At 43.9% G+C, this 12,690-nt stretch carries 8 protein-coding genes; 3 read left to right on the top strand and 5 right to left on the bottom strand.

Annotated elements, in window-relative coordinates; genetic code table 11:
* Positions 1–17 precede the first annotated feature (17 nt).
* The 4 genes from MK409_RS06440 to arcA all read right to left on the bottom strand — a co-directional run bounded on the left by MK409_RS06440 (position 18) and on the right by arcA (position 5,200).
* The gene (locus MK409_RS06440; protein ID WP_049538025.1) at positions 18–1,529 is read right to left on the bottom strand and encodes a YfcC family protein; all 1,512 of its coding nucleotides are present in this window, start codon (positions 1,527–1,529) and stop codon (positions 18–20) included.
* Between the two features lie 90 nt (positions 1,530–1,619).
* Complete coding sequence (gene arcC, locus MK409_RS06435; RefSeq protein WP_049538026.1) at positions 1,620–2,567, bottom strand: carbamate kinase; 948 nt, start codon at positions 2,565–2,567, stop codon at positions 1,620–1,622.
* Between the two features lie 312 nt (positions 2,568–2,879).
* Complete coding sequence (gene argF, locus MK409_RS06430; RefSeq protein WP_268705722.1) at positions 2,880–3,896, bottom strand: ornithine carbamoyltransferase; 1,017 nt, start codon at positions 3,894–3,896, stop codon at positions 2,880–2,882.
* 77 nt (positions 3,897–3,973) lie between these two features.
* On the bottom strand, positions 3,974–5,200 hold the full coding sequence (gene arcA, locus MK409_RS06425) for an arginine deiminase (protein ID WP_268705721.1): 1,227 nt from the start codon (positions 5,198–5,200) through the stop codon (positions 3,974–3,976).
* Positions 5,201–5,951: 751 nt separating this feature from the next.
* Here arcA and MK409_RS06420 point away from each other — a divergent pair.
* The gene (locus tag MK409_RS06420) at positions 5,952–7,631 is read left to right on the top strand and encodes an alpha-L-fucosidase (protein WP_268705788.1); all 1,680 of its coding nucleotides are present in this window, start codon (positions 5,952–5,954) and stop codon (positions 7,629–7,631) included.
* Positions 7,632–7,667: 36 nt separating this feature from the next.
* On the opposite strand, the gene MK409_RS06415 is transcribed toward MK409_RS06420, so the two are convergent.
* Complete coding sequence (locus MK409_RS06415) at positions 7,668–9,755, bottom strand: GH92 family glycosyl hydrolase (protein WP_251464111.1); 2,088 nt, start codon at positions 9,753–9,755, stop codon at positions 7,668–7,670.
* 146 nt (positions 9,756–9,901) lie between these two features.
* On the opposite strand from MK409_RS06415, the gene MK409_RS06410 reads away from it, so the two are divergent.
* Both MK409_RS06410 and MK409_RS06405 read left to right on the top strand, forming a co-directional pair.
* Positions 9,902–11,191 (top strand): hypothetical protein, encoded by a 1,290-nt coding sequence (locus tag MK409_RS06410; RefSeq protein WP_268705720.1) that lies wholly within the window; start codon positions 9,902–9,904, stop codon positions 11,189–11,191.
* Positions 11,192–11,321: 130 nt separating this feature from the next.
* Positions 11,322–12,602, top strand: a complete 1,281-nt coding sequence (locus MK409_RS06405) for a glycoside hydrolase family 125 protein (RefSeq protein ID WP_268705719.1) — start codon at positions 11,322–11,324, stop codon at positions 12,600–12,602.
* Positions 12,603–12,690: the final 88 nt, after the last annotated feature.

Raw genomic sequence — 12,690 nt, 5'->3', positions numbered from 1 at the left:
TTTTACCTCGCACTATTTTATAGGAATGGCAGGAAGGTGCCTAGGATAAGCAGAAGCATGCTCACAATCACGATGGTGATAATGAGTTTCGCAACAAATTTCCACCAAGTTCCTAAGCTGATACGACCAAGTGCGAGAGCTCCCATCACAATACCAGAAGTAGGAGTGATGAGGTTAAGTACACCAGATGCAGATTGGTAGGCAGTGATGATGAGGCTTGCCTTGACATTGACAAACTCACCGAGTGGTGCCATGATACCCATTGTAGCACTAGCTAAACCTGATGAAGATGGGATAAGGAAGGACATAGGGAGGTAGAAGAGGTAGGTCAAGACGATAAAGACTTGAGGTGAGAGACCTTGAAGGCCGACTTCGCCCCAGTGAAGGATTGTCGCAGTGATCATACCGTCATTCATGATAACTTGGATACCACGAGCTACCGCACAAATCAAAGCTACTGTGAGAAGATCTGCTGCACCATTCATAAAGGTAGAGATGATTTTACTTTCCTTGAGGCCGTATACGATACCGATGAGGATCCCCATGACGGCAAAGAGCATAGCCCCTTCAGGGAAGTACCAACTACCAAAAGGTTGAGCAGATGAGCCGATCACTCCACCGACAACAGGAAGACCGATCAACCAGTTCTTCATATCTTCAAACAAGGTGATATGCAAGTCTACCCAAGGGATAAAGCTGGCGATCATGATGATAAAGGTCAAGATGAACAAGGCAAGTACATGTTTTTGTTTCTTGCTCAAGACAGATGGAGCATCATCATTATCAGTGACTTTGAAATGTTTGAGGTCTTCTTCTCTTTGAGAATAAACGAGTGATTTTGTAGGATCTTTTTGAATTTTTTCTGCATAGCGGTAAACGAAGTAGGTACTCATACCCGTCATCACAATCCAGAAAATAATCCGGAGAATGACACCGTCCATAGAAGATACGCCTGCTGTATCAGAAGCGATAACAGTTGCGAATGGATTGAGTGTAGAGGCGAGACAGCCAACTTGAGAACCGAGTAGGATAATGGCAACAGCAGTAATGCTATCGAAACCAACAGCCATCATCACAGGGACGAGGAGTGGGTAAAATGCCATGGTTTCTTCTCCCATACCATAAGTTGTTCCTCCTAGTGCAAAGAGGGGCATGAGGATGAGGATCAGCATTTTTTCGCGTCCCTTGTATTTCTTAACAATAGAGGCAATACCAACATCTAGTGTGCCAGTTGCATTGACAACGCCAAGGAATCCCCCAACCATGAGGATAAAGAAGGCAACGTCAATAGCGGCTTTTGTAGGTTCGTGACCGAGCATAGCCCGAATCGGAGCCATTAAAACATCGTAAATCCCTTGGGGATTAGAGGTAACGGTTTGATAGGTACCTGCAATGAGGTTACCTGCTTCGTCTGTATCATACTTACCTGCTGGGATGATCCAAGTCAAGATTGCCATAATAGCAATGATAATGATCAAAACAGTGTAAGATGACGGCATTTGGAACCTTTTTTTTGTATTTTCACTCATTTGTTTTTCCTCCTAAACTATGTCACAAAGTATAAAACGAATGATGTTGGTCTGCCTGTGTACTCCTAATCAAGCTTGTTTAAAAATTGACTAGTCTTTCACAATAATTGTTCCACTTTCGGATTCAATCAGGGCACCTAGATTGCTGAGTGAGGTGATAACAGCCTTACCAGCAGGGTGGTGGGTGACAAAGTCAATGGCCGCTTCGACCTTGGGTAGCATGCTACCTGGAGCAAATTGTCCTTGTTTGATGTATTCTTGAAGTTGACTAACGGTAACGCGTTCCAGCCTTTCTTGATTTGGTTTATTGTAGTTGATGTAGACGTAGTCTACGCCAGTGAGCACGATAAAAACATCTGCCTCAACCAATTCTGCCAGCAGTTGAGAAGCAAAGTCTTTGTCTATAACGGCTTCAACACCGTCCAAGTAACCGTTTTCATTTTCAATGACAGGAATGCCTCCACCGCCAGCAGCGATGACGATTTGTCCGTCATTGAGTAAAGTACGGATGCTATTGATTTCTTTGATGCCAATTGGTTTAGGTGAGGCGACTACCTTACGCCATCCCCGACCAGCATCTTCCTTAAAGGTAGCACCTGTCTTTTCACTTTCTGCTTTTGCTTCTTCTTCGCTATAGAAAGGACCGATTGGTTTGCTTGGATCAGCGAATGCTGGGTCGTCCTTGTCGACGATGACTTGAGTGACTACAGAGGCGACGCTCTTTTCGATGTTAGCGTCTACTAGGGCATTTTCCAAGGCGTTTTGAAGCCAAAAACCGATACTGCCCTCGGTCATAGCGACTAGAGAATCCAGTGGAAAGGCAGGATTTTTTTCAGAATTAGCCTTCAAGTGTTGGAGCAGGAGATTTCCAACCTGAGGGCCGTTGCCATGGGTGATGATGAGTTCATCCCCGTTTTGAATCAGTTTGACCAGATAACGAGCTGTTTCTACCAGAGCAGCTTCCTGAGCCTGGGCAGAAGGATCTGTGGAGAGGATGGCATTTCCGCCTAAGGCGACGACGATTTTCCGATGAGACATGATCTCTCCTTTCACTAAGATACAAACCTATCAGACCTCAAAGAAAAGATTGAAAGCAAGACCAAGGTTGGATGCTTGGAGCAAGCACTATTCTGATGAGGTGAGAGGTAGATGTATTGAGGTAATCTGGACGAAGGGAGTTCAAAAATGGATAAGAGTGGGTTAAACCACCAAAGGGACTAGACTAGTGATAAAAGGATAATAGGAAGGTTTGTTTAGAGGTGGCAACTGATTAAACGAACTTCTTATTTCTAGAAATATGGATTGTAATGCTTACTAGCCGGAGTCCCTAAGGTGCTTGGTTACTAAATGTTAGACTTTGGGAATATAGAGATTTCCAAGAGTCGCTGCCATGACAGCTTTGATGGTATGCATCCGATTTTCTGCTTGATCAAAGTGTCGTGCGTATTGACTGCGGAAGACTTCGTCCGTTACTTCCATTTCTTCTACGCCAAATTTTTCAGCTACTTGTTTACCGTAAATGGTATTGGTGTCGTGGAAGGCTGGCAAGCAGTGAAGGAAAATCAACTTGTCGTTTCCAGCTTTCTTCACCAACTCCATGTTGACTTGGTAAGGTTTGAGTAGGGCAATCCGCTCAGCAAATTTGTCTTCTTCGCCCATAGATACCCAAACGTCAGTGTAGAGGACGTCAGCTCCTTTGACAGCCTCGTCAGCATCTTCTGTAATCAGGATTTGGGCGCCACTTTCTTTTGCATATCCTTTTGCCAATTCTACGACCGATTGGTCAGGGAAGAGTTCTTTTGGAGAGAAGACATGTACGTTGACTCCGAGAATCGCTCCCGTCACAAGGAGACTATTGGCAACGTTGTTACGACCATCTCCACAGTAGACCAAGGTCAATCCTTCTAGATGACCAAAGTTTTCTTGTACTGTGAGGTAGTCGGCCAACATTTGAGTTGGGTGCCATTTGTCAGTCAAGCCGTTCCAAACAGGAACGCCAGAATACTGAGCCAATTCTTCTACCATATCCTGGCTAAAACCACGAAATTCAATTCCGTCAAACATGCGTCCGAGAACTTTAGCGGTATCTTCAGTTGATTCTTTCTTGCCAAGTTGGATATCGTTGGCACCTAGGTATTCAGGATGCGCACCTAGGTCAATGGCTGCTGTTGTAAAAGCAGCCCGGGTTCTAGTAGAAGTCTTTTCAAACAAGAGAGCAATGTTTTTGCCTGCTAGATAGCGGTGTTCGATATTGCGTTTTTTGAGGTCTTTCAAGTGAGCTGATAGACCGATAAGGTATTCGAGCTCTGCTCGGCTAAAATCTTTTTCTGCTAGAAAACTACGTCCTTGAAATAGGGAATGTGTCATGATAACCTCTTTCTAATACTTCGTCCTAAGGGACTTGGCCAAGTATAATCTGTCTATCTATCAGAAGGGTGAGGAAGTTAAATTTCTTCGCGTTCAAACGGCATAGACATGCAACGAGGTCCACCACGGCCACGTACCAATTCCCTTCCGCGAATCTTAATGAGGCGAAGACCATATTCTTCCAGTTTCTTATTGGTAACGGTATTGCGTTCATAAACGACTACCACACCTGGTGCGATTGCAAGGGTGTTAGAACCGTCATTCCATTGTTCACGAGCAGCAGCAACGATGTTTCCATCCCCGCATGGGATGAGGGTTACCTTTTCAACACCGAGGTTTTGGGCAAGGAGTTCTGCTAAATCGCCTTTTTCTTCGACGATTTGCAATTCTTCATTTTCATAGGTCACAGAGAAGACTCGGAGGTTGCCTTGGATTTCTGGGTGGATAGTAAATTTATCGTAGTCCACCATAGTAAAGACAGTATCCAAGTGCATGAACTTACGGCTGTTTGAGAATTCAAAGGCCAATACTTTTTTGAAGCCAACATTTTTCTTGAAGATGTTAACAAGTAGTTTTTCTATAGATGCAGCATCCGTCCGTTGAGAAATCCCTACAGCTAGAACATCTTTAGAGAGAACAAGTTCATCGCCTCCTTCGATGCGTGTCGTTTCTTCACGATTGTAAATCAAATCAAGACCACCGTAAACTGGGTGGTATTTAAAGATGTATTTACCGTAGAGGGTCTCGCGATTGCGGGTGTCGGCATACATATGGTTGAGTGATACAGCATGTCCGATAGTAGCAAATGGATCGCGAGTGAAGTAGAGGTTGGGCATGGGATCGATAGCAAATGGATAATCTGATTCAACTAAGTCGGTCAATCCTTTTGCTGATTCAGGGATTTCAGGCAGTTCTGTTTTTTGAACCCCAGCCATGGTTTTTTCGATCAATTCGAGATTGTCTTCTATGTTTTGGAGGAGCTTGCGAATTGCAATCTTAGTTTGACGGCCACGGATGTTGGCTTCGTCTAAATATTCCTCGATGAATTGATCTCGGATTTCTGGAGTAGTCAATGATTCAGCAGCCAGTTGCTCTAGGTAAAGGACTTCGACTCCTTCGTCACGAAGTGCCTGAGCAAAAGCGTCGTGCTCACTCTGGGCGTCCGCTAAAAATGGGATGTCATCAAAGAGTAGCCTCTCGAGGTGGTCCGGCATTAAGTTTTCCAACTCTTTGCCCGGACGATGCAACATAACTTTTTTCAGTTTCCCAATTTCTGAGAATACCTGAATTGGATGTGAAGACATGTGGTTTCCTCCTTTAAAATTTTGCTTCGATACTTTTTGATACCGCTTACACGTTCGTTATAACACAAACAATAATGCTTGTCAAGGAGGAAAATATAGAGAAAATTTAGACAAAATATGGTTTTTATAGTGTTTTATGTTAATATGCAGTAGGGGATAGAAAACAAAGATAAAATGGATATAAATACAATGAAATGAATAGAAAAATTTTTAAAATTTTATATTAAATTTTATGATTTGAGATGAAAAAATTACTTTCATGCATAGAATTAATAAGAGTTTCGGCTGAGGTTGTAATTGAAAGAATGATGGTAAATTATATGAAATCTATCTGAAAAGTCTTTCTTCCGGAAAGCATAAAATGTATATTGTACAAATTATAGAATCTTTTCTGAGTATTTAAGGAGACAGCCTTATCTTATTGACGCTACCTAGATTTTTTGTTATAGTCAACGAGATAACAACTAGGAAGAATGGTTTATTCACAAGTTGTGGATAAGTCTGGGGAGAGCAGGACATTCAGCTAGTAGCCTAGAGGGATCTTGAGAATAGTATCGGCAACTAGTAACGAGCTAGTTTTCTAGTAGAAATCGTATCGCAGTGGGGATTTGAGCAGGCTGCCTAAGGGTGACAGTTTCAAAGTCTAAGAGCTGGAGTTTGGGAAAGCTAATTTTTAGGCAGGTTTTCTTATCCACAACTTGTGGATAACTTTGTGAACAAGAAAAATAATCAGAGAAAGAGATATGAGATGATGACGAAAATAAAACCACATGGACCATTACCAAGTCAGGCCCAGTTGGATTATTTAGAGGATGAACTAGCTGCCTTTATCCATTTTGGCCCCAATACCTTTTATGACCAAGAATGGGGAAGTGGGCAAGAGGATCCCAAGCGTTTTAACCCGAGCAAGTTGGATGCGCGTGAATGGGTTCGAGTGCTCAAAGAAATAGGTTTTAAAAAGCTGATTTTGGTGGTCAAGCACCACGATGGTTTTGTCCTCTATCCGTCAGCTTACACAGATTATTCGGTCAAGGCTAGCCCTTGGAGGGATGGAAAGGGGGACTTGCTCCTTGAAGTTTCCCAAGCTGCAACTGAGTTTGACATGGATGTGGGAGTTTATTTATCTCCTTGGGATGCCCATAGTCCCCTTTATCATGTGGACCGAGAAGCGGACTACAATGCCTACTATCTGGCTCAGTTGAAGGAAATCTTGTCAAATCCTGCCTATGGGAATGCCGGGAAGTTCTCTGAGGTGTGGATGGATGGTGCTCGAGGGGAAGGGGCCCAGAAGGTCAACTATGAGTTTGAGACCTGGTTTGAAACCATTCGTGACTTGCAAGGCGATTGTTTGATTTTCTCAACTGAGGAAACCAGTATTCGCTGGATTGGCAATGAACGAGGCTATGCAGGGGATCCCTTGTGGCAAAAAGTCAAGCCAGACCAGTTGGGGACTGAGGTGGAATTAGATTACCTGCAACACGGAGACCCCTTGGGGACGCTGTTTTCAATCGGCGAGGCAGATGTTTCTCTTCGGCCAGGCTGGTTTTACCATGAGGATCAGGATCCTAAGTCTCTCGAGGAGTTGGTCGAGATTTATTTTTACTCGGTAGGGCGGGGAACACCTCTCTTACTCAATATTCCGCCTAATAAAGATGGACTCTTTGACGAAAAGGATATCCAGCGTCTCTATGAATTTGCTGCCTACCGTGACGAACTCTATAAAGAAGATTTGGCTCTGGGAGCCAAGGTATCTGGCCCTGCTCTATCACCAGACTTTGCCTGTTATCATCTGACAGATGGACGGAAGACCAGTTTTTGGGCAAGTGATGCAGACTTGCCAATCCATTTAGAACTCGACTTAGGGTCACCTAAAACTTTTGATGTAATTGAGTTAAGAGAAGATTTGAAGCTAGGACAACGCATCGCTGCTTTCCATGTTCAGGTAGAGTTGGATGGTGTCTGGCAGGAGTTTGGATCAGGATTTACAGTAGGTTATAAACGCCTTTTGCGCGGATCCATGGTAGAGGCTCAGAAGGTGCGTGTCATCATCACAGAGGCACAGGATTTGCCAGTATTAACTAAGATTTCACTTTATAAAACACCTAGCTTGTCGAAAAAAGAAGCTGTTCAGCAACTGGAGTTTTCAGAAAACAGTCTCGCTGTGACCAAGGGAGAAAATGCCTATTTTACAGTTAAGCGCAGAGAATGTAGTGGTCCTTTAGAAGCTAAGATTTCGATTCAACCAGGGACGGGTGTGCATGGTGTCGCTTATCAGGATGAGATTCAAGTTATTGAGTTTCAAGTTGGCGAGACTGAAAAAAGGTTGACGCTACCAACCTTGTATTTCGCAGGAGATAAAACCTTGGATTTCTATCTGAATCTAATGGTGGGTGGTCAGCTTGTAGATCAACTTCAAGTCCAAGTTTCATAAAAGAAGAACCTTTGCGTGATGCAAAGGTTCTTTTAGTTAGGAGTGATTTGGTAACCAGCTGAGGGTGAAGATCAGTTGCTCAGCTTTCAAGAGGTCTTGGTGTTGGATGCTAGATACAGAGGTCTGGTCCAATCGGCATTCTTTGACAAAGTTGAAATGGCTGTGGTTTTGCTCGGCATGGATATCCAGCCATTTATTTTCCTTAGCCAGGTAGATACGGAGATAGTCAAAGAGAGGAATTCCGAGATCGTAACCTGGTTTGCCTGGACAGGTCGGGTAGAATCCAAGAGCCGACCAGATGTACCAAGCAGAGAGACTACCGTTGTCCTCATCGCCAGGATAGGCTTGCCAACTTGGGTGAAAGGCTTTTTGACGTATCGTCTTAATGATAAGGGCAGTGTAGTCTGGATAGTTGCTGTAGCGAAAGAGATATGGAATGTGGAAGCTAGGCTGGTTAGAGATGGCGAGTTGTCCAAAGGGAGCTGTTGCCATCTCGCTCATTTCATGAATCTCGTAACCATAGCCGGTCGTTTCAAAGAGAGGAGCATCCTGACAGGCTTTCAAAAGGTAGTGGCTAAAGGCTTCTTTTCCACCCATCAGTTGGATTAAGCCGGGGATGTCGTGGAGAACGCCTAAAGTAGCTTGAATGGCGGAACACTCGGCGTAGTCTCGTCCCCAACTGTAAGGAGAGAAGTCAGGTCGGAAGTTGCCTTGACGATCTCGCGCACGCATATAGCCTGTCTCAGAGTCAAAGAGATGACGGAAATTCTGCGATGCGACCTTATAAGTCTGGGCGATGTCATTCTGACCTTGTTTTTTGGCACAGCTGGCGATGCAAAAATCACTATAGGCATAGTCAAGGGTGTGGCTGACGCTTTCGTGGTGGTCGGTAGAGAGGTAGCCCAGTTCTTGGTATTGGGCTAGTCCGTGACGACCATTGATGTCGAGAGGGTCGGACTTAGTGGCTGTCTCTAGCATGGCTTGGAGGAGTTCTTCTTCCAAGTCGGGAGCCATATCCTTGCAGGCGCTGTCTGCGATAATGCCGTCCAATAGAGTACCAGGCATCATACCACGTTCATCTGGAGCCAGCCATTTTGGAAGGAATCCAGTATCGCGGTAGCTATTGAGGAAACCTTCTAGAAAGCGGTGATAGTGTTCCGGTATGACAAGCGCAAAGAGGGGGAAGGTGGTGCGGAAGGTATCCCAGAAACCATTGTTGCTAAAGAGGACGCCGGGCTTGACAGTACCAGTAGACAAATCCATGTGGATGGCCTGCCCTGACTCGTTCACCTCATAAAATGTCTGTGGGAAGAGGAAGAGTCTGTAGAGGCAGTGGTCAAAGAAGGTCCGGTCGGTTTCCCCTGTCTCCACGATATCAAAACGGTGGAGGAGGTTTTCCCAGTTTGCTTGGGCATTTGTTTTACAGCTATCAAAGTCCGTTTGAGGTAGATTAAGCAGCGCTTGAGAAGGAGAGATGAAAGAAGTCGCTAGTTGGATTTCAGCATGGCTATCTGCGAGGTCAATTCGCCAGTCTCTGCTTTCTTGGCTGACAGCAAGAATATCCGTGTTCATTTGCAGAGAAGTGAACAGTATCAGCGGATTTTTATTGGTCTCTGTTTTGCCTTCTTGTCTGAGGGCCAGAGTCCGCTTATCTACCTGCTCCACTGTCAGTTCATCTGCTGCGTGAAGATAGAGGGCGAGGGATTTGCCTTGCTTTTGCTCTAGGCGCATAGAAGCGCCATAGCAAGTCGGTGTGAGCTGGGTTTCAATCTGATAGCGCAGAGAAAAGAGTTTCAAATAGTGAGGCTGGAAGCAAGCTTTATCTATATCATAAGAAGACTGGCGGTGAAAGAGACTGTCTCCCCCAAGCTGGCCTGTGACAGGTGTCAGAAGGAGCCATGAGTAGTCCCCAATCCAAGGGCTGGGCTGGTGGGTTAAGCGAATCCCCTGAAAGATGGGCAGATGCGGATCGAAGAACCAAGCTCCCTCCTGATCGCTGGTCTGGGGAACAAAATAATTCATCCCAAAAGGAACGCCCGTGTAGGGCAGGGTATTTCCTCGAGAAAAGGCATGCTTGCTAGCAGTCCCAAAGCGGGTATCGATGGTTTCAAGTAGTGGTTTCATAAAAAAGCTTTCTGTAAACGTTTTTGTATACAGTATAACACAAAAATAAAGGAAGATAGCTAAAAGTTAAAATAAGTGCATAAATATAAATAAGATTTACAAACATACTCTTATCTGTTAGAATGAGGCTAAGAAAGGAGATTATTATGAGTGAATTAGAAAAGAATCCTGCCAATGATGAATTGGTAGAAAAGGTGACGGAGCAGACTCCCGAGCTGACAGAAACAATTGAGCAAGGTCACAAAGAAGATCAGCCTAACATTGAGGAAGAGTCGAAAAGTGATCAAGTGGTAGAACCGAAGCAAGAAGGAATCAGCCTTCAAACCTTATTGCAAACAAAGCGCAAGGAAATCATTGCAGTGCTTGCTATTGTTGCGCTTGCGATTGTCGCTTTCGTTGGCTACAATATTTATGACTCACAACCAAAGAGTATTATAGACGAAGTAAAGGTTCAATTTTCAGGATATGAAGAAACTGGGAAGTTGACTTATAACAGCGAAGAAATCGCATCTAAAATCGAAGAATTGTCTTATCGAAAGGCTGGATTTAACAATAATCAAGCGAAAGCTTTGGCTCAAAAAGATCCTGTGGCTTATTCGGAAGTGAGTAGAAATCCGAAACTAGCAGCCATGTTACAAAAAGCTGAAGCGATGATTACGAGCGTCCAATTTAATTTCGATCGAACTAGTGAACTTAAAAATGGTGATGAGGTTACCTTTACGATCACTACGAATTCTCAAAGTGCAGCAGTCAAAGCAGAAAAGAAAACCTTTAAGGTTGCTGACTTGAAAGAGTATGAGAAAGTATCAACAGCGGATTTGCTCAAAGAAACTCCTGTGACATTTACTGGATTTAATGGGTATGGCATAGCGTCCATTACAGAGAAACCTAATAAAGATGGCTATTTCAACTTTGAAGATAACAAACGTCCGACTAACTTGAAGAACGGAGATACAGTTACTCTTACTGTTAGTGTGACCTATATCAATGAGTTGAAATCAAAAGGAAAAGTTGTTGACAACAACAAGGTCGAGGTGACGGTTGAAGGTTTGAAGGACCTAAAAGATGTGAAGAACTTTGCGGATCTTCTGAAAAAGAATGATGACTATAGCAAGTCTGAACATCAAAATAGCTCCTTTAGCACCTACACTTTAGAGTCGCAAGGCAGTTATTTGAAAGTTATCCCTGAAGAGAACAAAAAATCAAATGGAAAAGTTTCGTTGATTACAGTTTATAAAGTAACTTGGTCAAGTGGCAATTCAAAAGAAGTTCGTTACAAATACTATGGTTATCAAGCTTACCTTTTGAAAGATGGCAATCTAGATCTTGATGCTGCTTCTAAGGTATCAAGCTGGGGCTCAAAAGATTTAGAGGGTCTAAAAGCAGAACTGGCTACCGAAGGTTACAAGGTTTTCGAAGAAAAGAAAAGTGAATAGAAAAGTTGGGGGAGAGCCCCAACTTTTTTTCATAAGTTTGTTTCAAAACGACTTTAGTTTGTGTATATCTTTTAGGGGTGATTTTTTTTATACTGAACATGAAACTTGTTTGAAAGAGGTAAAATTAAAAATGGTTTATTCTAAAGAAATCGTCAGAGAGTGGCTGGATGAAGTAGCAGAGCGTGCCAAGGACCATCCGGAGTGGGTGGATGTCTTTGAGCGTTGTTATACCGACACCTTGGACAATACGGTTGAGATTCTAGAAGATGGTTCAACCTTTGTATTAACAGGGGATATCCCTGCCATGTGGCTTCGGGATTCGACTGCCCAACTCAGACCCTATCTTCATGTGGCTAAAAGAGATCCTCTCTTGCGTCAGACCATTGCAGGTTTGGTCAAGCGTCAGATGACCTTGGTGCTCAAGGATCCTTATGCCAACTCCTTTAACATTGAGGAGAACTGGAAGGGTCACCATGAGACTGACCACACCGACCTTAACGGCTGGATTTGGGAGCGTAAGTATGAGGTGGACTCGCTTTGCTATCCTTTGCAGTTGGCTTATCTCCTTTGGAAAGAGACTGGCGAAACCAATCAGTTTGATGAAATTTTTGTCACAGCAACCAAGGAAATCCTTCATCTCTGGACGGTAGAACAAGATCACAACAACTCTCCTTATCGTTTTGTTCGTGATACCGACCGTAAGGAAGACACTTTGGTAAATGATGGCTTTGGACCTGACTTTGCAGTGACAGGTATGACCTGGTCAGCCTTCCGTCCAAGTGATGATTGCTGTCAGTATAGCTATTTGATTCCATCCAATATGTTTGCGGTCGTTGTCTTGGGTTATGTCCAAGAAATCTTTGCAGAATTGAATCTAGCTGATAGCGAGAGTGTCATCGCAGACGCTAAACGCCTGCAAGCAGAGATCCAAGAAGGGATCGAAAACTATGCCTACACCACCAATAGCAAGGGTGAAAAGATTTACGCCTTTGAAGTAGACGGTTTAGGAAATGCTAGCATCATGGACGACCCTAACGTACCAAGTTTGTTAGCTGCTCCATATCTTGGTTATTGTGCGATTGACGATGAGGTTTACCAAGCAACTCGTCGGACCATTTTGAGCCCTGAAAATCCTTACTTCTACCAAGGAGAATACGCTAGCGGTCTCGGAAGTTCTCATACCTTCTATCGCTATATCTGGCCAATCGCCCTTTCTATCCAAGGCTTGACAACAAGAGATAAGGCGGAGAAGAAATTCTTGCTCGATCAGCTCGTTGCCTGCGATGGTGGCACAGGTGTCATGCACGAAAGCTTCCACGTAGATGATCCAACGCTCTACTCTCGCGAATGGTTCTCATGGGCCAACATGATGTTCTGTGAGTTGGTCTTGGATTACCTGGGTATCCGCTAAGGAGCATGCTTTCGCTCAACTGATTCTAGGAAAGAATCACAAATTCACATTTAAAACGTTAAAAATAAAAATTTAAGTTAGAATGAGG

The sequence above is a fragment of the Streptococcus oralis genome (assembly GCF_026782375.1).
Taxonomy (GTDB): Bacteria; Bacillota; Bacilli; order Lactobacillales; family Streptococcaceae; genus Streptococcus; species Streptococcus oralis_CL.
This window is presented reverse-complemented; position numbering and strand designations above follow the sequence as displayed.

What these genes read in the sequence shown, in the direction of transcription:
- MK409_RS06440 (WP_049538025.1), bottom strand. Translation starts at nt 1,529, where the DNA reads ATGAGTGAAAATACAAAAAAAAGGTTCCAAATGCCGTCATCTTACACT.
- arcC (WP_049538026.1), bottom strand. Translation starts at nt 2,567, where the DNA reads ATGTCTCATCGGAAAATCGTCGTCGCCTTAGGCGGAAATGCCATCCTC.
- argF (WP_268705722.1), bottom strand. Translation starts at nt 3,896, where the DNA reads ATGACACATTCCCTATTTCAAGGACGTAGTTTTCTAGCAGAAAAAGAT.
- arcA (WP_268705721.1), bottom strand. Translation starts at nt 5,200, where the DNA reads ATGTCTTCACATCCAATTCAGGTATTCTCAGAAATTGGGAAACTGAAA.
- MK409_RS06420 (WP_268705788.1), top strand. Translation starts at nt 5,952, where the DNA reads ATGACGAAAATAAAACCACATGGACCATTACCAAGTCAGGCCCAGTTG.
- MK409_RS06415 (WP_251464111.1), bottom strand. Translation starts at nt 9,755, where the DNA reads ATGAAACCACTACTTGAAACCATCGATACCCGCTTTGGGACTGCTAGC.
- MK409_RS06410 (WP_268705720.1), top strand. Translation starts at nt 9,902, where the DNA reads ATGAGTGAATTAGAAAAGAATCCTGCCAATGATGAATTGGTAGAAAAG.
- MK409_RS06405 (WP_268705719.1), top strand. Translation starts at nt 11,322, where the DNA reads ATGGTTTATTCTAAAGAAATCGTCAGAGAGTGGCTGGATGAAGTAGCA.